This is a genomic window from Cupriavidus sp. 96C5-1 (assembly GCF_057798855.1).
Window position 1 is genome coordinate 1 of sequence record NZ_JBYOJU010000076.1, and the last position, 22,463, is coordinate 22,463.

The following is a 22,463-nucleotide window of genomic DNA, read 5'->3' on the forward strand; positions in this document are numbered from 1 at the left end:
AGCCCGAACAGCGAGACCGAGCGGAAGGACTGCACGTCCGGCACGCTGGCCAGCGCGTTCTCCACGGGAATGGTGATCTGCTGCTCGACCTCCACGGTGCTGCGGCCGGGCCACTGCGTGATGGCCTGTACCGTGACCGGCGCCACGCCGGGATAGGCCTGCAGCGGCAGCCGCAGGAAGCTCAGCACGCCGGCCGCCAGCAGGCCGAGGGCCAGGAAGACGATGACCAGGCGCCGCTTGAGGATACTTCTGATGGGCGAGAAGACCATCTCAGGCCTCCTGCTTGAGCAGCATTTCGTTGAGCAGCATGCCGCCCTGCGTCACCACGCGAACCGGCGCGCCCGCGGGCGCGCCCTCGGTGACCTGGAAGGTGCCGTCGCTGCGGGGGGTGCCCTGCACCGCCACGCGCTCGATGTGCTTGTCGTCGGGCTGGGTCATCAGGTAGAGCTTGCCCTGGTCCTTGACGATGGCCGACTGGGGCACCACCAGCGCCTGCGCGGTGCCGGTGACGATGCGCGCGGTGGCGTACATCTCGGGCTTGAGCGTGCCGTCCGGGTTGGGCACGTCGCAGCGCACCTGCAGGGTGTGGGTGTCGGCGTCGACGTTGGGGGCGATAAAGCTGACGCGCCCGCGGTAGCGGCGTCCCGGGTAGGCCGGGGTCTCGATCTCGATGGTCTGGCCCAGGCGCACGTTCCTGATGTCGTTCTCGTAGAGATTGCCGGTGAACCAGATCGAGCGGGTGTCGATGATGCTCATCAGCGAATCGCCGACGTTCAGGTAGGAGCCCGGGTCCATGTCGCGCTTGACGATGGTGCCGCCGATCGGCGCGCGCAGGGTCAGCGTATCGGAGGCGGTACCGCGCTCGCGGATGCGGGCGATGTCCTCAGGGGTGGCGCCCAGCACGCGCAGCTTGTTCTCCGACGACTGCATGGTGAGCCTGGCGTCGTCCACCAGTTCCTTCAGGCCGCTGCCGCTCAGGGTGTGATAGGCGTTGTGCGAGAGCAGGTATTCGTTCTGCGCGGCGATGTACTCGGGCGAGTACAGTTCGGCCAGCGGCTGGCCGGGGCGCACCACGGCGCCCTCGTAGACCAGGATGCGCTCGACGCGGCCGGCCACGCGGGCCGAGGCCAGCTTGGCCTGCTGAACGTTATAGGCGAGCTTGCCGGGGGTGGGCATGTCGACCGCGACGGTCTGCATATTGAACACCGCGGACTTGACCGCGTTCGGGTCGAAGCCGCCCTCGGGCAGGGTCAGCCGGGAAGGCACGCGGCGCGGCTTGGCGGCCGGGGCCTTGGCGAGCGGTATGCCGGCCGGCTGTGCCTGTTGCGGTTGTTGCGCCTGGGCCCAGTACTTGCCGCCCCAGATACCGCCGGCGAGGACCACCACGAAGCCGGCGCCGATCATCAGATTCTTGTTCATAGGTTCAAGGCCTCGCGGCCGTCAGAATTTGTCTCGTCCCACCGCGGCGGCCAGCGTGTAGTACGCCTGGCGAGCCTCGGACTCGGCTTGCGTCACGGCCAGTTCGGCGTTCTTGAGCGCGGAGCTGGCGGTGAGCAGATCGGTGAAATCGGCGTTGTTGTTGGCGTAGTTGGTGAAGGCCATCTTGTAGGCCGTCATCGCCTCGGGCAACTGGCGCTGGCGCAGGAACTCGGCCTGGTTGACCGACTGGCGCAGGTTGTTGTGCGCGGTATCGACGGCCAGCAGGGTCTGCTGGCGCACCGACTGGTCGTTGGCGTCGGAGGCCACCTTGTTGGCGACCGCTTCATCGACGCCGTACTTCTCCTTGGTGAAGAAGAACAGCGGGATGATGATGTCGAACTCGATGCCGTAGCTGGCGGGCTTGAAGCCCAGCGGGGGGTTGTTGCCGTTGAAGGTGCCGATGATCTGGAAGTCGGGCAGGTAGGCCTTGCGGGCCAGGCGCACGCCCTTCTCGGCGGCTTCGACCTGGAAGCGCGAGGCGCGCACATTGGGGTGCTCGCGCAGGGCCATGTCTTCCAGCTCGGGCAGGGGCGTGGGGGGCAGGCGCGCGGCGCTGGCGTCGGGGCGCAGCTCGAGGGGGAACTCGGGGTTCTTGCCGATCAGGGTGTTGATGGACTTGAGCGCGTTGTCGTACTGGCGCTCCAGGCCGAACATATCGTTCTGTGCGCTGCTCTGGGCGACCTGGGCGTTGAGGTAGTCGACATAGCCGGCGGCATTGTTGGCGTAGCGGATGCGGGCGACCTGCTTGACCTGCTCGAGGCGCTTGAGGTTAAGGCGCAGCACGTCGAGCTGGGCCTTTTGCGCGAGGGCCTGGAAGTAGGTGGTGCTGAGCTGGGCGTAAAGCTGGAGGTACAGGGCGTCGCGCTGGGCGTCGATCGACTCGGCCTGGGTGTTGGCGATATCGGCGGCCAGGGCCTTCTTGCCGGGGAAGGGGAAGGACTGGGTGAGGGTATAGCTGAAGGACTCCGCGCGGGCCAGTGCCAGCGGGCTGTTCTTGGGCAGGTTGCCCCAGATGAAGCCGACCTGCGGATTGTTGGGCGCGGCGATCTGCGGGACGATGGCCTTGGCCGCCATATAGAGCGAGCGTGCCTGGATCAGCTGCGGATTGTTGGCGCGCAGTTCCTCGGACAGCTCCCACAGGGAAAAGCCGGGCCCGACCAGGCCCTTGGTCTTCTCCTCGGGGCTCAAGGCCGCGGCCGGGGCCGGGGCGGTGGACGTGCCGGTACCCTGCGCCGCCGCAACCGGCTTGTTCCACCCGCTGGCGGGCGGCTTCTCGCCGGCCGGCGCGGGCTTCCTGGTTGCCGGTACGGCCGGTGCCAGAGGTACGGGATTGGTATCTCCGCTCAGGTCCACGCCCCAGGCGACCTGGGCCGCACAGATCAACAGTACGGCTGTTCCAACTTTGCTTTTAGTTGGATTTTTTCTCATAAAGGCTCCCATCGCTACTTCGCGTGTATTTATGACAGGACAAGCTTTCAATTAGCCTTCCATCCCATTTCGAAGAGCTTTCTGGATTTAGGTGGTTACCCTAGTATTTTTTAATATCTTGTAAGGAAGCCCCCGGATTACGGGGGAGGCCTGAGCCGGTGCGTCACTGCGTCATATGGAAATAGGATTTTCTTCTCGTCCTGTCCGCGCGGAGCGTGACGTCGTGCCACATGACAGGAGAGTGCGGCATTGCACCAGGCGAGCCGGCATGCCGTGGGGCTGCAAGATGCACGTACGCGGGACGCGCTTGGTCCGGCGCACGTTGCGGGAAAAGGGCGCGTATTTTATGGAATGATGATTTTAATAAAAATGCATCGTATCCATGAGAAATTACGGCCGCATGTCATCTGGAAAGGCAAGACTTTCAGCTTGCCCTAAGCCAGCGCCATCAGGCTAATGCGCTGTCTGCTCGCATAAAGGGCAGACACGTACCAGCAATGGCGCGTCGCCCGAATCACCGAAGGCGTCGCTGTCTTCGGATGCCACGAAACACTTGCATCCAGGTACCGCCCGCATGGATTCGCTGCGCGCACTTGCCGGCAACACCGCATAGCGCACACCGAGCTGCACGCGGCGCTCCCAGTCGCCTTGAGGATCCAGCGCCAGCAGCCACAGGCGTGTCTGGATCGACCAGTGCCTGACGGTTTCGCTCTTGATCGCCAGGCGCCGCGCTGCTTCGGCAACCGGCACCTGCTGCGATGCCAGGTTGAAGAACGCTTCTGCCTTGTCCTCCAGCCTGAGCCGTGCCATGGGCGTGCCGGTCAGCCGGTTGAAGCGCTGGCGGCAACCCGCGCACTGAAAAAGCGGCAGTCCGCTGTTATCGGTGCCGTCGCAGGCGCAGGCGGCACCGCGGGCGTGGCAACGCGGGCAGGCGGGGGGGCGCCGGCTGGCGGCATGGAGCTTGCGCCATGCCGACAACAGGAACGCCGTCAGGGCGTCGTCGGCCGAGCCGCTGGCGCGTACGTGGATCAGCGTGGTCGCCCGGCGAAACTCGTCCGCATAGAGAGACGCACCCATCGCGCTGGATGTATGCGGAAGATCCCTCTCGGCCGGCGTAGGCTGCTGCTGTTGCGATCTGCTCATATACGTAGGCGCGAGCGGAATCAGCCTGCACGTCAGGACCGACGGCTGGCTTTCCACCTGCTGTAGGGGTGTGGTGACGCGATCCGCGTGACCAGTGGTTCAATCGATACCTGTGCCGCGTGGCATTGGCATGCGGCGCGGCGGTATGTCGGCAGGCGGCGTTTTATGCCGCCTGGAGCACTTCATTCCGCCAACCCGTACCCGGGAAGGATGGAACTGCACGGATTTTATGCGTAATGGATCTCGCCGCGTACTGTGATTGTTCACAGTAGACACGCCGCGCGCCAGTCCCTGCGCCCCGCGCAGGAGCGGCACCGGGGGGGGCTGCGGCAGCGGTGCGGGAGCCCTGGCCGCCGTGCCGGGCGGGCTACCGCGCTATGGCTTGATGATGCCGGCCGAGGCGGCCTTGACCACGGCTTCGATACGCGTGGCAACCCCCAGCTTCAGGCGGGCGTTGTCGATATGGAAATCGACGGTACGCTTGGACAGGCCCAGGATGGTCGCGATTTCTCCGGAGGTCTTGCCGCGGGCAGACCACACCAGCGTCTCCACCTCCCGCTCGCTGAGATGGACGGCAGGCAAGGCGTGCCGCGTGCGGGCCACCCTGGCAAGGCGTGCCTCGACGATGCTGGTGAGGATGTCGAAGTCGACCGGCTTGGTCACGTAGTCATCGGCGCCGAGCCGGCGGCCCTTGAGTTCGGCTTCGCGCTGGGCCAGCGCCGTCAGGAAGACGAAGGGCATGTCGGCAAAGCGCGGTGCCAGGGAAACGAGCTTCTCCAGCAGTTCGAAGCCCGTCATCACTGGCATACTCACGTCGCAGAGGACGAGGTCGGGCGCGTCGCGCAGGATCGCGGCAAAGCCTTGCTCGCCGTCGTGCGCGACGCTGACGGCAAAGCCCCGCTCGATCAGCTCTTCGGCAATCAGGTCGGCCGTTTCGGGGTCGTCCTCGATGCAGAGGATCTTCCGGTTGGCATCGTTCATGGTGGTCTCGGTAGCGGCAGGCGTGGTCTTCCGGTGCCCGTCGGCGCGGGTCGGCGGGCGACGAAAAGCGTGGCGGCTGCCTCGAGGGTAGCGAAATTCAGGAAAAAAATCTTATGAATCACTCGACTCGTCCGGCACCCGCCAGCCGCCGGGTGCGCCGGAGCCTGGGGCGGCGCCTTGCCGGGCTGCCCGATTCCGTGCCCATGCTGCGGCCGATTCGCGTGCGGCTGTCACTGGTGTTCGTGCTGTTCTTGCTGCTGGTGGTGGGCGTGGGGCTGTTTGGCATCGACCGGCTCAGCAACTTTCATAGCGTGTCCGCGCAGATCAGTGGCCGCTGGCTGCAAAGCAACCGCATCCTGGGCGACCTCAACAATTATATTTCCGACTACCGCGCCTTTGAAGCCGATGCGCTGATCGCGACCTCGCGCTCCGACCTGCGCGCCGCCGAAGGGCAGATCGACAGGCTGGACGGCGTGATCAGGGAGGTCGAGGCCCGCTACGGAAAGATCGAGCACGATCCGGCCGAGCTGGCGCTCTACGAGCAGTTCATGACGCAATGGGCCGCTTACCGGCAACTGGTGGGGCGGGTGGTGGCACTGGCCCACCAGAAGGACACCACCGAAGCAGTGGCCCTGTACCGCGGCGATTCGCGCCGCGCCTTCGAGCAGGCCAACGGCACGCTCGGCGTCCTGACGCAGCGCAACGTGGCCGGCGCCGCGGAGGCGACCGAGCGCGAAGCGGATGCCTACCGCGAGGCCCGGCAGCTGATCGCAGGCGCGATCCTGGTGTCGGGTTTCCTGGTCATCGCCGCCGTGGCCTATCTCGTGCGGGCGGTGTCCAAGCCCATGGCGGTGCTGGTGGACCGCATGCACAGCATCACCGATAACGTGCCGCACGTGGATATTCCCGGCGCCGGGCGCAGGGACGAGATTGGCGAAATCGCCCGGGCCGTGGTGCGCTTCCGCGACAATACGATCGAACTGGAGCGCAGCAAGGCGGCGCTGGCCGCCCAGACCACGAAGCTGCAGGACACGCTGGAGAACGAGCGGCGCCTGGCGGTACTCCAGCGCAATTTCGTCTCGATGGCCTCGCATGAATTCCGCACGCCGTTGAATGTGATCGACGGCCATGCGCAGCGGCTGGCGCGCATGAAGGAACCGCCCTCCGCCGAAGCCATCGCCGAGCGCTGCGGGCGCATCCGTGTCGCCGTGCAACGCATGATCAGCCTGATCGACCATTTGCTCGACTCCTCGCAATGGCTGGACGGGGGCCGCCTTGCGACGCTGCAAGGCGTCGATTTCTCCCTCACGCTCCTGCTGCACGAGGTCTGCGAGATGCACCGCGAGAGTTCTCCCAATGCTGTGATCGAGGAAGTGATCGACCCCGGTGTCGAGGAAGTGTTCCACGGCGATGCCAAGCTCCTGTTCCAGGCGTTCAGCAACCTGATCGGCAACGCGATCAAATACTCGCCCGCGTACGCGCCGGTCACCGTGCGCGTGTCGGGCGACGCGCACGCGGTATCCGTGGCCGTGACCGACCGCGGCATGGGTATCCCGGACAAGGACCTCGGCCACATCTTCGAGCGCTTTGTCCGTGGCGGCAATGTCGCCGGCACGGCGGGGGCGGGCGTGGGCCTGTATCTTGTCAAGCTGGCGGTCGACCTGCATCGCGGCGAGGTTTCGGTCACCAGCAAGGACGGGCAGGGCTCGTGTTTCGTGGTCCGGATGCCGCGCTGCCCCGCGCCGTGATGGCGGATATCCGGTGACGGCCGTGCAGGAAAGCTTGGGAATGACGGAGGAAACGCCGGAAAACGGGCAAAAAAATAGCCCACCTGATGGTGGGCTACGTTCTCTCGGGGTTGCGGCTGCCAGGCTGATACGAAGCCCTGCTGCGCTACTGCCCCGATCCTGGAGATACGCTGGATTGGAGCGGATCCAGGCCGTGCTGGCGGAGTGGACGGGACTCGAACCCGCGACCCCCGGCGTGACAGGCCGGTATTCTAACCAACTGAACTACCACTCCGTGTTGGCTTTGCAAGCCGGTTTGCACCGGCTGCGACGCACTTGCCAAGTGCCGGCTTTGGCCGACTCTCGAAATCTGGCGTCCCCTAGGGGATTCGAACCCCTGTACTCACCGTGAAAGGGTGATGTCCTAGGCCTCTAGACGAAGGGGACATATACATTTGCTTCGCAATCATTGTGGTTCGTGATGCGAAGGGCGTGATTATAGCGCGCTTTTTCAAGGTTTGTGAAGTCCAAATTCGCACACACCGAAAAGAATCCGTTTTTGCCAAGACGGCGACCGGCGCCGTTGCCAGGATCCAGGCATGCGGGTGCTTCCCGCGCCCACTCCGGATACCGCCACCATGCCGACCCGTTCCCCGCCTGCAAGCCCGTCCAGGGGCGCGCGCATCAGCCCGACCGCCGTCGGCGCCTTCGCCCTGCTGCTGTGGGCCATGCTGCCGCTGCTGACCGCCCAGGCTCGCCGCCTGCCGCCCTTTGAACTGCTGGCGCTGAGTTTCGGCGTGGCCTTCCTGCTGGCCTATCTCTGGCCTTTGCCGATGGTGCTGTTCTCCGCGCTGGGGCCCGGCGGCAGCCTGGGCATGCGGCAGATTGCCGGCGCGATGCCGGGATTCCTGGGCACCTTGCTGATCGTCGGCGGCGCCGCGCTGGCCATGACCGCCGGGCGGCCGGCCAGCGCAGTCCGGCCGGGATAAAGGCGAGGCAGAAGAGGGGGGCGCTGGTGTCCCCGCGATTCAGCGGCCGTGGCGGCGTTCCCGCATGGGGCCGTCGGCATCGATGCTGCCTGCCGCGCCAAGGGGACCATCCACGTTCAGCGGACCATTGACCAGCACGTTGCCTTGCACCACCAGCGGCCCGTGCACGGTGAGGGGACCATGGATGATCTTTTGGCGTTCGCCACCCAGGAGTGGAGGGTAAGCCGGGGGCCGGGTCTCGAACCACGCTGCGCTCAGCGGGCCGTGCGCAAGTACGCTGCCGTCCGCGGAGAGCGGGCCGTGCACGGTGAGCGGACCTTCCACCACCAGCGAGCCGCCAACGGTCATCGGGCCGGTTTCCACCGGCTGGCCCCGCGCGTGCGGCGTCAGCCCCAGCGCTGCCGCCAGCAGGACTGCCGGCAGGATGCCATGGGCTTGCCGGGACATGTGCGCTCTCATGGCTGCTCCAGGTTGCGCCGCGGCCAGGATGCGGCCGGCTGCCTCCACTCCAACTTAGTGCGCGGCGGGGCGGCCCGCAAGGCTGCCACGGGGACAGGGCCAGGCTGTTCTTTTCCAGCCCGATCTGCCACCATTGCGCCCCCTCGATTTCACCGCGACCAGAGCGCGCTGCAACACCATGGCTTCCAGCAAAGCACACCACGCTACCGGATGGGCAGCCGGCCTGATCGCCGCCGCCGTGGTGACCAGGGCAGGCGCCGGCGGCGCCGATTACCTGGCAGCGGCGCTTGCCTGCCTGGCAGGCGTGGCCGGCGGCGGTGCGCCCGACTGGCTGGAAGTCGCCTGGTGGTCGAGGTCGCGCCGGCTGTGGATCACCCATCGCACCTGGACGCATTGGGGCCTGGCCTGGCTGGCCTTGCTGGTGCTGGCTTACCGTTCGCTAGGCGCGCATGCGCTGGCCGCGCCGGCGTTTGGCTTTGCCTGTGGCGGCCTGATGCACCTGCTGGCCGACTGGCCGAATCCGCTCGGGGTGCCGTGGATCCTGGGGCGGCATTCACTGAACTGGTGGAAGAGCGGGCGCTGCGACCTGCTGGTGGTGGCCGCTTCGTGGATGGGCGCGCTCGCCTTGTCGCGGCATGTGTGGTTTCACGGTACGCACGGGCTGGAACTGATGCGTTACCTGACGGCCTGGCGCCTGCGTGCCTGAACGATGCAGGGCGCCGGAAAAAAAGAGGCGGCCACAAGGGGCCGCCGATCGGGAATGACGAGGGAGGCAATTCCCTCGCCTAAGGCTATCGGCCGGTCAAAGTGCAAGCTGCACCCTACCGAGGTGGGGTGCAGCTTGCGGCATATTGGGCGGTCTGCCGCGGACGCTTTCCAGCCAGGTCGTCGCCGGGTGCGCGCAGGCTTCAGGCCTCCAGGCAGGCTGCAGGCATGCCTTGCATGTATTGCCTTTGCCGGCACACGGCAGCCGCCAGTTCGGCGTGCGCGGCATCGAGCCATACGGTGCGATGCCGCACGGGGTCGCGTGGCGAGAGATCGGCGCCACTGACCTCGCGCAGGAAATACTTCACCATGCTGCCGGCCCGGGCCGGCACGGGCAGCATGCCCAGCAACTGCCGCCGCTGCAGCAGGCCGTGATCGACGGCATGGCCCAGCGCGGACCATGCCGTGCGCCCAAGTGCGACAAAGAGTGCCTGCTTGTCGATCTGCCTGAGCGCAGCGAGGAAGCGTTGCTCGAAGACCCGGCGCAGCATTGCCACGGCGTTCAGTTCTTCCAGGCTGCCGTCAAAGGCGAGCCCGCGGCGGGTGGTGGCATAGGGCAGCAATGCCAGTGGCTGCAGCAGCGCGAAGCCATCGTCCCACAGCGCGGCGGCCCCCGGCAGGCCGATCAGCTGCGCGATGCCGAAATGATCCAGCATGCGGATCAGGTTGGGCCGCACGAGTTTTCCGCCAAGTTCCACCTGGCGTTTGTTCTCGCGCTGAATGGTGCGCCCGGGTGCATGCCGTTGCAGCAGGCTCTCGGTCAGTTCGGCGGCAAGCCGGACATGGGCATGTCCGGGCGTAGTGCTGACCAGGACCAGCCTTGCGCCTGCGTTGCTGTGCTCGAACGGCACGTAGGTCATTGCGTAGACGCCGTCTCTATCCACTAGTACCGGCTTGTCGATCACGCCCGCTGCTGCTCCGCGCCGGATGCGCGCGCAGTATTCTTCCAGGTAATTCGCCAAGATAACCCCGCCTTGCCACGATTTCTCTTTGGTACATCCGCCGCCCTGTAGCCGGGCTTGGCTTTCGTAGCATGGTAAGCCGCGTACTTGTCCCAGGCAAAGCATGCGGTGCAGTTTGCGGCCCGTGGTGGCGCGTGGTGTGTGGGGCAGCGAACCAATGGCGCGTGCCACCACCCGGATGAAGGATGGGCAGCGGCCGCGCTCCGGGCACCGGCAGGTTGCCGGCAATGCCGCAAGGCCGTGCTGCCGTATCCATGTGCGCGACGCGCCTCGGTGCCCCGGCTTGGGCTTCCTGGCGCAGCGCGGCCTGCGCCGATGCCCGCGGCCGTGCGGAGGCGATCAGCAGTGCGGCGGTGGCAAGATTGACGGCGAGACGCCCAAGGAGAGAACACCGCATCTGATCGCCGACAACTACGGCCGAAGGAAGTCCCCGTGGGACGCCACGCGCAAGCATCCTGCCGTGCAGGACTGGCTGGCCAGGCATCCGCGATTCAATATGCACTTCACGCTCACCTCGGCATCATGGCTGAGCATGGTCGAGCGCTTTGTTCGCGACATCACGACCGAGCGACTTCGCCGCAGCGTATTCACCGGCGTACCGGAACAGATTCGAGCGCCGCACCCTCACCTGACCGTGCTTGACTGCAAGTTATAGCGCGATCGCAGAGCCTCCCACTCATCTGCCCCTAGCCGGCGGAAAACTTCGGAAATGGGCTCATTGGAGGATGGCGACGCACTAGTCCGCTTCACCATGGACAAGGCTGCATCCCCGGCTTCGATCATCGCAAATAGCAGCAAGCCTGGCAGAATAGCCAGCCTGTATCCCATAGACTCGAACGCTTCCAGCCCTAGAATCGGGGTGCGTCCTCCAGGCACCAGGTTCAACAAACACGGCCCCTTGACCTTCAGCGGTACGGCGGCCACTTCCTCCAGCGTTTGCGTCGCCTCGACAAATGCCATGTCGGCCCCAGTGTCAAGCGCCGCGTTGGCTCGCCAGATAGCTTCATCCAGACCCAGGACCGCACGGGCGTCCGTGCGTGCGATGATTGTGAACTCCGGCGCGCGACGTGCTTCCACTGCGGCACGGATCTTCGAGAGAAACTCCGTGCGCGACACCACCTCCTTTCCCTCCAGATGCCCGCAGCGCTTAGGTGAGACCTGGTCTTCGATGTGAATAGCTGCCACGCCATGCGCCTCGTATTCACGCACCGTGCGCGTGACATTGAGTTCATTGCCGTAGCCGGTATCTGCGTCGGCAATTAGCGGGATGCCAATCGCACGCGCCATCGATGCCGCACTATCGACCATCTCACTCATTGTCAGTAGTCCGAAATCCGGATAGCCCCGGGCTGCAGAGACGCCAGCTCCTGTCATATACACGGCACCGAAACCCGCCTGTTCGATCAGCCGTGCGCCGATCGCATCGTAGGCTCCCGGCGCGACGAGCATACGTGGCGCGGCAAGATGTTGTCGCAGCAATTGAGCAGAGTTCATGATCAATAATCCCATACATGGTGTCGATTAAATGCCAATACCAGATTCCTGGTGGTTCAGTGGTATTTGCAACTAGAACCTGTGTCGCATTCCTATAGCCACGCCGAGCATGTCATTCTTGCCTTGGCCGGGGAAGTAACCGTTCGCGAAACTGATCGCCGAGGTGTCGAAGTTCAGCCCCGAATTCTTGGCGTAGGCGGTGCTCAGGTAGAGATCCGTGCGTTTTGACAGGTTGTAGTCCGCAATGAAGGAAACCTGCCATGGATTCTTCGGATTCTCCCCAGCGAGGCTTTTGATGTCTTCGTAGTAATAGGCCAGAGTCAGCCCCAGTGTGGGTGTCATGTCGTAGCTCACACCCGCCCAGTAGTAGTCGTCTCGCAGCAGCGTGGTGTCGTTGGCCGATCGGCTTCGCCCCCACCGGTAGCCGCCCATGATCTTGGCGCGGCCAGCCGCATAGTTCGCCGCCACGGCAACCTTCTTCGCGTCGCCGGTGGCACCGGTAGCCGTCACCCGTGTCGGGTTGTACTGGTCATAGGCCAGCGCCATGCCGAATGGCCCCCCCGAGTAGCTGAGCGCCGCGCCATAAGCCGTATCCCGGCGGAACTGGCCTGGCACTTCGCCGGCGCCGGTGGCACCGTTGCCAAAGGACCAGTAAGCATTGGCCGTCAGGCCGCCAAACTTGCCCACATATTTGACGGCATTGTCCGATCGATAGCCTGGGCCCAGTTGCGCAACGGCCGGCTCGTACTGGGTGCCATACCGCGCGGGCGAATAGTCGGCCATTGCGTCGAACAGTGTGCTGTACTGACGGCCGAAGGTCAGCCGTCCGATGCCATCCTTCTGCAGGCCGACGAACGCTTGGCGGCCGAACAGCCTCCCACCCTGCCCCTGCCTGCCATCGTCTAGCGCAAATCCGCTCTCCAGCACAAACACCGCTCTCGCACCGCTGCCCAGTTCTTCGGTGCCGCGCAGCCCCCAACGCGAGCCGGACAAGCCGCCGCTCATCATGGCTACCCGGGATTGCGCCGGTCCCGGGAAGCCCGGCTGCGTGGGCTGCACCGCTGAGAGGTGATTCACGTATTCGATATTGGTATCGACCACCCCGTAGAGGGTGACGCCGGATTGCGCTTGAGCGAGACCTGAAAGAGCGCTATAAGTTACAGCAACCGCGAAGCATGTCCGTTTCATCCTGTTGTCTCCACCTGATGTTCTTCTTTGAGTTGGCCGGCCTTGTCTCCAACCTGGTCAGCCGACCAGTTCCCATCCCCGAGCGGCTTCAGATAGAACGGTGGTATCTGAACCTTCGAGGCCGGGATGGGCTGGTGCAGGGCGCAGCGCACCCTCCCACTAGCGAGAATGTCTCGAGCGGGAAAGTGGGGGGTGTGCTGCTTGGCGTCAACGACGCGACCACGCGCTGCGTGAAGCAGTCCTGCCGGTCCGGCCGATCTGCCGGGAGTTCCGGGGGTCGCTTAGTCGAGTGTCATGTGCGAGTCGCGGACAATCTTGCCAAGGCGAGTCTTCTCGCTCTCGATGAATCGCGCAAAGTCTGCAGGCGTGCCGCTTTCCGGCTGGTACCCATTTTTTTCGAGTTGCATCCGGAGTTCTCCATCGTTCTGCAATGCCGCGTGAGTTGCCGTGGCGATGCGCTGTATGACCGGTGCGGGTGTTCCCTTGGGTGCGTAGATGCCCCCCCAGTGCCGCATGCGGATACCCCCAAATCCTTGTTCGGTGGTGGTGAGGACCTCCGGCAGCGATATCGAGCGCTTGTCTTCGGCGACGGCAAGCGCCCTAACCCTGCCGCCACGTACATAGCCCATCACGCCGACCGGCGCTTCGGACGCGAGGTCGATCTGGCCGCCGATCACGGCACTGAGCGATTCTCCGCCGCTCTTATAGTGGATCACGGCCACCGGCACCCCCAAGGTCTTCCCAACCATCTCCGCGACGAAATGCCCCGTACTGCCTGCGCCAGCGGTACCGAACGTTACCCTGCCCTTCGCCTTGCCATAGGCCTGCAGCGACTTAAGGTCTGTGAACGGTGCGGTTGGCGCGGTAATCAGCACGGATGGCGCTGAGTTGGTGATGGCCACCGGGACCAGATCGTCCTCGGCGTAGGGCATCTTCGTCCTCAGGAGTCCATTGGCAATCGCCCCGTTGCCGGCCACGAGAAGGGTGTAACCATCCGCCTGGCTCTTCGCCACATACTCGGAACCAATCAGGCCACCGGCTCCAGGCTTGTTATCAACGATCACCGACTGCCCGAACTGCTTGGCCAGGGCCTGCGCGATCAGCCGTGCGACGGTATCGCCTGGTCCCCCCGCCGAGAACGGCACCACCAGCCGGACAGGCTTGCCCGGCCATGGCGCGGGCGCGGCGGGTACCTGGCCGGGCACGATGACTGTCGCCGCGACCGCCAGGGTTCCCAACCGCAACAGCGCCTTTCTTCGAGTTGGCTCCACCATCATTTTCGTCTCCTATAATTATGGTTTGCCCGCCGTCAGGCGAACGGGCTTTTTACCGGTGCGGCAAGTAGCGCGAGCCATTCGCGCACGTCGTCAAGCGCTTCGAGGTTGCGTGTCATGTTTTCGATGGCGGCCTGGCGCTGCGGGTCGATCAGGCCGAACGTCAGGGCCCGGTATTTTTCTGCCACCTGCTCACTCGACTGCGGCGTTTCGATGGCACGCGATGCCTGGCGGTTGGCTTCGATGCGTTGACCATCGGTGAATGTCACCGCCAGCCGTACGCGGAAATTGCCGTGTCGGCCGCCCGCGTCGAACTCCGGGTCATGCCTGACTTCGATACGGGGTAGCAAGGCCCAGACGTCATCACTGTCGATCCGGGACGGCGCGAACTGCGGGACGAGCGCAGCGCCATCCAGAACAGCAACGGCGAGTGCATAGCCGATGTTCATCTGCGCGCCGATTGGCGTGAACGGCCGCTGCGGAACCCACCATCCGTGGTGATATACGCCATGAGCGACGTCGACCTCGATGCGGCTAATCTCGTCGGCGCGCAGCTTTCGCTGGGCATCGACATCGAACAGCGCGTCCAGCGGTGAATGAATGCCGCCCATGGCGGCATAGGGCTTGATTACGATCCGCTCTACCTCCCATCGCTCGCCAAGTCCGTTCGTGATCTGGCTTGCGTCGGGGTTATGCCCTTCCCCAAAGGTCGAAAGGAAGCCACCGTAGTCGCGCTCGAACACCCGCTTTATGCCGGAATAACCGCCTGCCGCCAGCATGGCCGCGTACATACCATTGCGCGCGGAGAATCCGTGGTGCATGCGTTTGCACATCGCCTCGTACTGGGCGGCCATCAGGCCTGCCGACTGGGTGCCGGCCAGGCCGAGTGCGTCCTCGAAGCGCGAGGCGTCCAGTCCGAGCAGCTTACCTACCGCGGCGGCTGCCGCGTGGGTGCCGAACACCGCCCCCGAATGCCAACCGCGTGAAAGCATCTGGACCCCATGCAGCGCCATGCCCACACGCGGACCCACCTCGTAGCCCGCCATCGCCGCTTCAAGGAACTGGCGACCGGTCACGCGCCTCTCACCCTGGGCCGCAGCCCATAGCGCTGGCAGCACTAGCGACGCACTGTGCAGGGGCCCCAGGGGGTGGAAGTCATCCAGCTCGAAGCCCTGGATAAACGTGCCGTTGAGCAAGGCCGCCCCCGGCGCGCTGGTGGTCTCGCCCCAGCCGACGATGGTGCGATCGCCCTTGCCTTCGGTTTTCCTGACGATTTCCACCGCAGTCTGCGACCAAGGCAGTTGCGCACCGACAATGGCGCAGGCGATGCCGTCGAGCGTCAGCACCTTGGCACGCTCGCGCGCGGCAGCGCTCGCCTGCTCAAGCCGGAAGTCGGCCAGCCAGCAGGCCAGCTTCCCGGTGGCGCCATTCGGATCGGTAGGGAGGAGTGAACTGTGGTCATGCTCGGACATATTCGATGAACTCTCTCTGATTGGTTGGGAATTCGCAGGTGGTTATTCGGTGGCCGGCCTGCACTCGGCGGGCTATCGCGGTCGGCGCGAGCTCGCGGGGATCTCTGAGCAAGGAAGTTATTTCCCCGCCTCCGGCGAGACGGTCCAGGCCCAGGGGCGGCGTGTCCTGTCCTCCACCTGCCACTGCCGAATGACGAAGTCATCCTTGAGTGTCAGCCCGATGTCATCGAGACCTTCGAGCAGTGCCTGCCTGCGAAGCGGATCGATCTCAAACGAAATCATCGTGCCATCTGGGGCGGTCACCGTGGCTGCGACGAGATCAATCCGCACTGGCGCTCCATTCTTGCACTGCATGGCCAGCGCCTCCACCGTGACCAGCGGAAGCTCCACGGGCAAAAGGCCGTTCTGAAAGCAGTTGCTATAGAAGATGTCGCCAAAGCTTGGCGCGATCACGCAACGCACACCCATGCCCATCAACGCAACGACCGCCGCTTCACGTGACGACCCACAGCCGAAATTGCTTCCCGCCAATAGCACCGGCGCCTTGCGAAACCTCGGACGATTGAGTACGAAATCCTCGTCTTCGCTGCCATCCGGGCGGAAGCGCAACGCTTCGAGGGCATAGTCGCCAAGTTGCCTGGATGGCAGGCTGGTCAGGCGTTCAATGCGGATGATGACGTCGGTATCGATATTGGCCCGCATCAGCGGTGCGGCCGCGCCGACTACCAGGGTGAAAGGTTGCATGGCTATCCAAGTCTCCGCACGTCGATGATCCGGCCGGTGACCGCTGCCGCCGCGGCCATCGCTGGGCTTGCCAGATGGGTGCGCGCATCCGGCCCTTGCCTGCCGACGAAGTTTCGGTTCGATGTCGATACGCAGCGCTGCCCCGGCGGTATCTGCTCACCATTGGCGGCAACGCACATGCTGCAGCCGGGCTCACGCCAGCGGAAACCTGCGGTTTCAAATATCTCGCGCAACCCTTCCACTTCGGCGGCGCGGCTGACGTTCTCCGAGCCGGGCACCACCCAGGCGTTGACGCCTGGAGCCACGTGCCTACCCTTGGCCACCGCGGCTGCCGCGCGGAGGTCGGACAAGCGTGAATTCGCGCAGGATCCGATGAACACCCAATCGATGGGCGTGCCCGCGATGGGCGCATCAGCCTGTAGACCCATGTAGCGCAGCGCTGCGGCGATGGCATCGCGTCCGACTTTCTCGCCGCTGCTGGCGGGCGTCGGGATAAGGCCGTCGACAGGGATGGCGTGCTCGGGGCTTGTGCCCCAGGTGATGGTCGGCGCGACGACCGAGGCATCGATCTGCTCTTCCCGGTCAAATTGCGCGCCCTCGTCGGTGGCGAGCGTGCGCCAGTAGGCTGCGGCTTGTTCGAACAGGCCGCCCGTCGGCGCATAGAGGCGACCGCGCACCCACTCGATTGTCTTCTCGTCGGGCGCCACCATCCCATAGCGCGCGCCAAGCTCTACACTGAGGTTGCACAGAGTCAGCCGGGCCTCGATGTCGAGTTGGCGGATGGTTGGTCCGTCGAACTCGATCGCGTGGCCAACGCCGGCTGCTGTGCCAAGCCGGCCTATGATGTGGAGAATCAGGTCCTTGGCGGTTACCCCTTGGGGCAGTTCGCCCGCGCACCAGATGCGCATCCGTTTCGGTTTCTGCTGGCGCAGCGTCTGGGTGGCGAGCGCATGCGTGCTCTCGGAAGAACCGACACCAAACGCCATCGCGCCCAGGCCGCCATTGGTGCAGGTGTGGCTATCGCCGCAAATCACCGTTAGCCCCGGCAGCACGATGCCCAGTTCGGGAGCCATCACATGCACAATGCCCTGACCGGGTTGCCCGAGATCGAACAGCCGGACGCCCGCCTTCTCGGCTTCCTTGCGCAGCGCCGACCATAGCCGGCCGCCCGGGCCGAAGGTATGGCCATCTCGCCCAGGTTGACTCGATACCGCATGGTCCGGTGTAGCGAACGCCAAGGCCGGATCGTGCAGTGACAGCCCTCGCGAGGCGACCTCCGACAGTGCCGGGGGGCCGGAGAGGTCATGTAGCACGTGCCGGTCAATGTGTAGCAGTGCCCAACCGTCGCCCAGGTCGCGCACCACGTGTGCGTCCCATAGCTTGTCGAAGAGAGTGCGACTTGCCATTCACGCCCCCTTGATAGCCTGCCGGATCGACCCGGGGCTCATTATTGCGGAAGCATCGCTTCCCATCCGCAAGACATCCTTGCCGCCAGCCCCAATGCCAGGATGGCCCCAGCCCGCTCTCGCTTGCCCGCCGGAAATGCAAGAAATGCATGGCACTGGCGAACGGAAGGTCTTCAGTAAATTCATCAGCACCCCAAAAAGTTGTATAGAGTATTGTACAACTAGCCATGTGTGTCAAGGTGATGTATCCTTTATCGATGACGACCAATATTGCTCCGCAAGGCACCCTGCGCACCACGGGGATCGCGCGCCACCGCCAGATCTTCCTGGTGCTGAGGGATGGGATTACACAAGGCGCCTATCAACCTGGCAGTGCGTTGCCCAACGAGGAAGCTCTCGTCAAACTGTTCGGGGTGGCTCGGGCCACCGTCCGTCGAGCACTGGCAGACCTTGAGTCAGAGGGTTTGGTACAGCGCCGCCACGGAAGCGGCACGTATGTGCGTGGCGATCAGTTGCCCACAGCAGGCACACCAACGCTGTCTTACATTGACGAGTTGAAGATGACTGCTCAAGCGACGCAAGTGCGCGTGGTATCTGTAGAGACCCGGATTCCGCCCCTTCGCGTCTCCGCGGCGCTGAAGCAGCCAGGTGAAGAGCCAGCCGTTTGTGCGATCCGCTTGCGGGTTGCGGGAGACACGCCGCTGATGCTGACAGAGGCCTGGACGCCGCAGTCGATCACCAATCAAATTACCGAAGCCGCACTCAAGAGGCGCGCGATGTACGAACTTCTGTTAGACCAAGGCGTGGAGTTTGGGCGCGTTGTCCAGCAGATCAGCGCCGAATCGGCTGATCCCATCAAAGCGAAGCTGCTCCAGTGCGAGGTCGGTACCGCGCTCATCCGGCTCACGCGATTACTACACGACCGCTCTGGACGGCCCGTTCAGCTGCTAACAGCGCACCTTACGCCGCAGCATAGCCAGATCCTTATGGATATTCCGGCTGAGGCAATCAACACTTTGAGCGGCGGACATATCGCTCACGACCCAACGCTGTTGGCTACACGCACACAGAGGAAGCGGTAGTCACGGTTCCTCTAAGACGTCGGTCCCGCAGAATCCCATGAAGCCTTGCCATGCAAGGGATAGAGGTATCTGTTAGGGCCGTGGAACTCCCGGAATCGATTTCACCTGATTCACCTTCCGGGAGTTTTCAAGGCCAATCGGCGGGCACACCGGACTTCTTTTCCTAGCGCAGCGCGGCCTGCGCCGATGCCCGCGGCCGTGCGGAGGCGATCAGCAGTGCGGCGGTGGCAACGAAGGCCGGCAGCGAGAGCAGGCCGAAGATCTTGCCGAAGCTCCAGCCCATGCCCAGGATCTGTGCGCCCAGCAGCGCGCCGGCGATGCCGCCGAAGCGGCCGATGCCCAGCATCCACGCCACGCCGGTGGCGCGGCATTGCGTGGGATAGAAGCCGGCGGCCAGCGTGGGCATGGAAGACTGCGCGCCATTCATGCACGTGCCTGCGGCGAACACCAGCAGGCCCAGCAGGAAGATGTCGCCGGTGCCGTGGCCGACGGCGTAGACCAGCGCGCCCGTCAGCGCATAGGTTGCCGCCACGATGCGCCACGGATGGCCGCGGTCCATCAGCCAGCCCACCGTCAAGGTGCCGATGCCGCCGCCGAGCGGGAACAGCGCGGTGATCATGGCGGCCTTCTCGATCGGGAAACCCGCGTCGGCAAACAGCGTCGGCAGCCAGCTGGTCAGCAGGTAGAAAATCAGCAGGCCCATGAAGTAGGTGGTCCACAGCAGCACGGTGCCCGAGAGGAACTGCGGCATCAGGATGGCGCGCAGCGAGGATGCCGCTGCCGGCGCGGCGGTGCCCGCCGGGACGTTCTCCTGCACGTGGAAGCGCTCGTCGCCACGCAGCACGCCCGGGCGGATCTTCGACAGGGCGGCGGCGATGCGCGCGGCCGGCGCCTTGCGTGCCACCATGAAACGGACCGATTCGGGCAGGCAGAACACCAGCAGTACCGCCAGCAGCAGCGGCGCGATGCCGCCCGCCAGCAGGACCGAATGCCAGCCGTGGTGCGGAATCAGCCAGGCCGCGATAAAGCCGCCGGCCGACGAGCCCAGCGTGAAACCGCAGAACATGGCGTTGACCGTCAGGGAGCGGCGCCGGGCGGGTGCGTACTCCGACATCAGCGTGACCGCATTGGGCATGGCCGCGCCGAGGCCAAGTCCGGTCAGGAAGCGCAGGGCGGTGAGCGCTTCGAGCGAGCTCGCAAAGGCCGACGCCACGCTCCACGCGCCGAAGCAAAGCACCGAGCCCACCAGCACGCGCTTGCGGCCGAAGCGGTCGGCCAGCGGCCCCGCCACCAGGGCGCCCGCGGCCAGGCCGAACAGGGCCGCGCTCATCACCGGGCCGAGATGGGCGCGGCTGACGCCCCATTCCTTGGCCAGCACCGGCGCGATAAAGCCGATCGCCGCGGTATCGAAACCATCGGCCGCCACGATCAGGAAGCACAGGATCAGGATGATCCACTGGAAGCGCGAGAAGGGTTGGTTGTCGATGAACTGCTGGACATCGATGCTGGCGCCAGGCTGGCGCGCGCGATTGCGGTCTGCGGCCCGGTGGCCGCTGTCGGGGGGCGTCATGGTACGGGTCTCCTGCTGTGCCGCTCGTTGGCGGCGGGTTTGTTCCCATGTCTCGCGGAATCCGCGCGAGCCCGGCTCGCGCGCCGCCTTCAGTAAGGCAGGCCGACGTAGTTCTCGGCCAGCGACATGCAGGCCGCCGGCGAGCCGGTGAGATAGTCCAGTTCGGCTTGCTGGATGCGCAAGGCGAAATCGTCGGCATCGGGAAAGCGGTGCAGCAGCGATGTCATCCACCACGAGAAGCGCTCCGCCTTCCATACCCGGCGCAGGCATTTCTGCGAGTACGTGTCGAGCTCGGCGGTGTCGTCGTGCTGATAGCGCGCAATCAGGCCATCGGCCAGGTAGAGCACGTCGCTGGCCGCGAGGTTCAGGCCCTTGGCGCCGGTAGGCGGCACGATATGCGCGGCGTCGCCCGCCAGGAACAGGTTGCCGAAGCGCATCGGCTCGCACACGAAGCTGCGCAGCGGAGCGATGCTCTTCTCGATGCTCGCGCCGGTCACCAGCGCCTCGGCGGCGGGCGCGTCGAGACGGCTGCGCAGTTCATCCCAGAAGCGCTGATCGGACCAGTCCTCAACCCGCTCGTCGGCGCTTACCTGCACGTAGTAGCGGCTGCGCGTGAGGGAGCGCATGCTGCACAGGGCAAAGCCGCGATCGTGGCTGGCATAGATCAGTTCGTCCGCCACCGGCGGCGTGTCGGAGAGCACGCCGAGCCAGCCGAAGGGATAGACGCGCTCGAAGATGCGCTTCGACGAGTCGGGCACGCTGCGCCGCGTGACGCCGTGGAAGCCGTCGCAGCCCGCGATGAAATCGCAGCGCAGCTCGTGAAGCTGTCCGTCCTTGCGATAGCGCACCACGGGCGCGGCCGTGTCGAAGTCGTGCACGCTTACGTCCTGCGCGTCGTAGATGGTGCGGGCGCCGCAGCCCTCGCGCGCGGCCATCAGGTCGCGTGTCACTTCGGTCTGGCCGTAGACCGTGACGGAGCGCCCGATCAGCGCCTGGAAGTCGATGCGGTGGCGCTGGCCGCCGAAGGACAGTTCGATGCCGTGGTGGACCAGGCCATCGTGATGCAGGCGCTCGGCCACGCCGGCGCGTTCGAGCGCATCGGCGGTCACGCTCTCGAGTATGCCGGCGCGGATGCGGCCAAGGATGTAGTCGGGGCTGCGTTGTTCGACGATGACCGCGTCAATGCCGGCCTTGGCCAGCAACTGCCCGAGCAGCAAGCCCGAGGGGCCTGCGCCGATGATGGCGACTTGTGTGCGCATTGCGTGTCTCCTGGTGCGGGGGTCGGATTGTTGTTGGACGTAACAATAGCGGCGCCAGGGGAAGCAGGGAATAGACGGAACGAACCATCAACAGGACAAAACGAACATTGCTTCATTCGCCATGCCGGAATGGGGTGATCTATCCATTCTCGGGAAAACCCTAGGTATTGCGGGAAAATAACGCTGAAAAAGAGCGGCTTCGGTGTGCCGTGCGAGACATTCCGGTGTACGTGGCAGGCAAGACGACCTTCATATTCCAAACATGGCGAAAGCCTGCGGGAAAACCGGTGGAGCGGCTGTTGCGCTGCGTTTCAACGCACCAGCCGCTGCTCCTTGCGGCAAGCCTTGCAGATATGTTCGAGGCCATCCTGGCGCCGCGCATCGCGCGCGAAGAATTCACTGTCGGCTGGCCAGTATTCGCCGCAGTGCCGGCAGCGTTTCAGCAGGCCGATATCGGACATCAGCATGTCGCAGGCGGTTGCCTGGGGGACGGCATGGCAAGCCGGAGCCGCGCATGGCGTGGCCGTATCGCGCATGACGCGGGCGGTGAGCGAGGACTCGGGGGGGCGCGGCAGCGCGGCGCGATCGTACATGGTCTCTCCTTGCCTGGCGGAAATGGGCCGGCGACGGTCAGGGATGAAGGCGCTTCGCGCTAGGGTTGAAATACACCGTTACCAAATGAAGCGCGGATGCGGGCCGGGTTGCATGAACGGGCCGCGGTGCATTGCTGGCGCGGCTCACCGGGAAAGCGGGCCGGAGCATGCCATCACCAGCCACCCGGCCGCGGCGCAGGCGCCTATCCAGCTGCACAGCACCAGCACGATGGTGGCCCACTTCATTGCAGCCGTTGCCGGGGGGCGGCGGACGGTCCCCGCGCCGCGCGGCCCGCGGCGTATGCGTCGGAGCGGGGCAGTGGCGTGGATAGGCGGGAGGATTTCGGCAGGACATGGCGCATTCGGGCTTTCCTCGGCATGGCAGGACATGGTTTGACAAGGGGGCAGCTTAGCTATCCAGAGGTGTGGCCGTATGTCCGGGTTGTAA

The 22,463-nt window shown here is 65.0% G+C and carries 20 protein-coding genes, 2 tRNA genes and 1 pseudogene; 5 read left to right on the forward strand and 18 right to left on the reverse strand.

Annotation, left to right across the window (positions count from 1 at the left end; genetic code table 11):
* From AC3FOF_RS42595 to AC3FOF_RS42615, 5 genes are all read right to left on the reverse strand, one after another.
* The coding region (locus AC3FOF_RS42595; protein ID WP_488726980.1) for an efflux RND transporter permease subunit at nt 1–269 on the reverse strand (269 nt) is incomplete at its 3' end.
* Between the two features lies 1 nt (nt 270).
* Entirely contained in the window at nt 271–1,419 is a 1,149-nt protein-coding gene (locus AC3FOF_RS42600) for an efflux RND transporter periplasmic adaptor subunit (protein ID WP_488726979.1), read from the reverse strand.
* A gap of 21 nt (nt 1,420–1,440) precedes the next feature.
* A complete protein-coding gene (locus AC3FOF_RS42605; RefSeq protein ID WP_488730100.1) occupies nt 1,441–2,862 on the reverse strand; it encodes a TolC family protein in 1,422 nt (473 codons plus the stop codon).
* A gap of 498 nt (nt 2,863–3,360) precedes the next feature.
* Nucleotides 3,361–4,050: a DUF746 domain-containing protein gene (locus tag AC3FOF_RS42610; RefSeq protein ID WP_276269414.1), complete on the reverse strand. Its 690-nt coding sequence runs from the start codon at nt 4,048–4,050 to the stop codon at nt 3,361–3,363.
* Between the two features lie 375 nt (nt 4,051–4,425).
* Complete coding sequence (locus tag AC3FOF_RS42615; RefSeq protein ID WP_017226906.1) at nt 4,426–5,031, reverse strand: response regulator transcription factor; 606 nt, start codon at nt 5,029–5,031, stop codon at nt 4,426–4,428.
* Between the two features lie 113 nt (nt 5,032–5,144).
* Here AC3FOF_RS42615 and AC3FOF_RS42620 point away from each other — a divergent pair, with 113 nt between their 5' ends.
* Complete coding sequence (locus tag AC3FOF_RS42620) at nt 5,145–6,779, forward strand: HAMP domain-containing histidine kinase (protein WP_017226905.1); 1,635 nt, start codon at nt 5,145–5,147, stop codon at nt 6,777–6,779.
* A 197-nt stretch (nt 6,780–6,976) separates the two neighbouring features.
* Here AC3FOF_RS42620 and AC3FOF_RS42625 read toward each other — a convergent pair.
* Nucleotides 6,977–7,053 (reverse strand) — tRNA-Asp (locus tag AC3FOF_RS42625).
* A 76-nt stretch (nt 7,054–7,129) separates the two neighbouring features.
* Nucleotides 7,130–7,205, reverse strand: a tRNA-Glu gene (locus AC3FOF_RS42630).
* 191 nt (nt 7,206–7,396) lie between these two features.
* Between AC3FOF_RS42630 and AC3FOF_RS42635 the strand changes: the two genes are divergently transcribed.
* The gene (locus AC3FOF_RS42635) at nt 7,397–7,747 is read left to right on the forward strand and encodes a hypothetical protein (RefSeq protein WP_488730101.1); all 351 of its coding nucleotides are present in this window, start codon (nt 7,397–7,399) and stop codon (nt 7,745–7,747) included.
* Between the two features lie 39 nt (nt 7,748–7,786).
* Here the strand turns inward: AC3FOF_RS42635 and AC3FOF_RS42640 are convergent, their stop codons facing one another.
* Complete coding sequence (locus AC3FOF_RS42640; protein WP_488730102.1) at nt 7,787–8,194, reverse strand: hypothetical protein; 408 nt, start codon at nt 8,192–8,194, stop codon at nt 7,787–7,789.
* A gap of 190 nt (nt 8,195–8,384) precedes the next feature.
* On the opposite strand from AC3FOF_RS42640, the gene AC3FOF_RS42645 reads away from it, so the two are divergent.
* Nucleotides 8,385–8,912 carry a metal-dependent hydrolase gene (locus tag AC3FOF_RS42645; RefSeq protein ID WP_488730103.1) on the forward strand — a complete coding sequence of 176 codons (528 nt, stop codon included), beginning with the start codon at nt 8,385–8,387 and terminating at the stop codon, nt 8,910–8,912.
* Between the two features lie 202 nt (nt 8,913–9,114).
* Here AC3FOF_RS42645 and AC3FOF_RS42650 read toward each other — a convergent pair whose 3' ends face one another.
* Nucleotides 9,115–9,933, reverse strand: coding sequence for a hypothetical protein (locus AC3FOF_RS42650; RefSeq protein WP_488730104.1), 819 nt, complete (start codon nt 9,931–9,933; stop codon nt 9,115–9,117).
* A 358-nt stretch (nt 9,934–10,291) separates the two neighbouring features.
* On the opposite strand from AC3FOF_RS42650, the pseudogene AC3FOF_RS42655 reads away from it, so the two are divergent.
* Nucleotides 10,292–10,543, forward strand: a pseudogene (locus AC3FOF_RS42655) (IS630 family transposase); the annotation flags it as partial.
* 14 nt (nt 10,544–10,557) lie between these two features.
* On the opposite strand, the gene AC3FOF_RS42660 reads toward AC3FOF_RS42655, so the two are convergent.
* From AC3FOF_RS42660 to leuC, 6 genes are all read right to left on the reverse strand, one after another.
* Nucleotides 10,558–11,427, reverse strand: a complete 870-nt coding sequence (locus tag AC3FOF_RS42660; protein ID WP_488730105.1) for an isocitrate lyase/PEP mutase family protein — start codon at nt 11,425–11,427, stop codon at nt 10,558–10,560.
* A gap of 72 nt (nt 11,428–11,499) precedes the next feature.
* Nucleotides 11,500–12,615 carry a porin gene (locus AC3FOF_RS42665; protein WP_488730106.1) on the reverse strand — a complete coding sequence of 372 codons (1,116 nt, stop codon included), beginning with the start codon at nt 12,613–12,615 and terminating at the stop codon, nt 11,500–11,502.
* A 281-nt stretch (nt 12,616–12,896) separates the two neighbouring features.
* Nucleotides 12,897–13,892 (reverse strand): tripartite tricarboxylate transporter substrate binding protein, encoded by a 996-nt coding sequence (locus AC3FOF_RS42670; protein WP_017229124.1) that lies wholly within the window; start codon nt 13,890–13,892, stop codon nt 12,897–12,899.
* Between the two features lie 32 nt (nt 13,893–13,924).
* Nucleotides 13,925–15,361 (reverse strand): MmgE/PrpD family protein, encoded by a 1,437-nt coding sequence (locus AC3FOF_RS42675; protein ID WP_017229125.1) that lies wholly within the window; start codon nt 15,359–15,361, stop codon nt 13,925–13,927.
* A 117-nt stretch (nt 15,362–15,478) separates the two neighbouring features.
* Nucleotides 15,479–16,105 carry a 3-isopropylmalate dehydratase small subunit gene (leuD, locus tag AC3FOF_RS42680; RefSeq protein WP_488730107.1) on the reverse strand — a complete coding sequence of 209 codons (627 nt, stop codon included), beginning with the start codon at nt 16,103–16,105 and terminating at the stop codon, nt 15,479–15,481.
* Nucleotides 16,106–16,107: 2 nt separating this feature from the next.
* Nucleotides 16,108–17,511 (reverse strand): 3-isopropylmalate dehydratase large subunit, encoded by a 1,404-nt coding sequence (gene leuC, locus AC3FOF_RS42685; RefSeq protein ID WP_488730108.1) that lies wholly within the window; start codon nt 17,509–17,511, stop codon nt 16,108–16,110.
* A gap of 257 nt (nt 17,512–17,768) precedes the next feature.
* On the opposite strand from leuC, the gene AC3FOF_RS42690 reads away from it, so the two are divergent.
* The gene (locus AC3FOF_RS42690; RefSeq protein WP_035814805.1) at nt 17,769–18,593 is read left to right on the forward strand and encodes a GntR family transcriptional regulator; all 825 of its coding nucleotides are present in this window, start codon (nt 17,769–17,771) and stop codon (nt 18,591–18,593) included.
* Nucleotides 18,594–18,756: 163 nt separating this feature from the next.
* Here the strand turns inward: AC3FOF_RS42690 and AC3FOF_RS42695 are convergent, their stop codons facing one another.
* The 3 genes from AC3FOF_RS42695 to AC3FOF_RS42705 form a co-directional block, all read right to left on the reverse strand.
* Entirely contained in the window at nt 18,757–20,163 is a 1,407-nt protein-coding gene (locus AC3FOF_RS42695; protein ID WP_488730109.1) for an MFS transporter, read from the reverse strand.
* Between the two features lie 89 nt (nt 20,164–20,252).
* Nucleotides 20,253–21,422, reverse strand: a complete 1,170-nt coding sequence (gene pobA / locus AC3FOF_RS42700; protein WP_488730110.1) for a 4-hydroxybenzoate 3-monooxygenase — start codon at nt 21,420–21,422, stop codon at nt 20,253–20,255.
* A 311-nt stretch (nt 21,423–21,733) separates the two neighbouring features.
* On the reverse strand, nt 21,734–22,015 hold the full coding sequence (locus AC3FOF_RS42705; protein WP_488730111.1) for a hypothetical protein: 282 nt from the start codon (nt 22,013–22,015) through the stop codon (nt 21,734–21,736).
* Nucleotides 22,016–22,463: the final 448 nt, after the last annotated feature.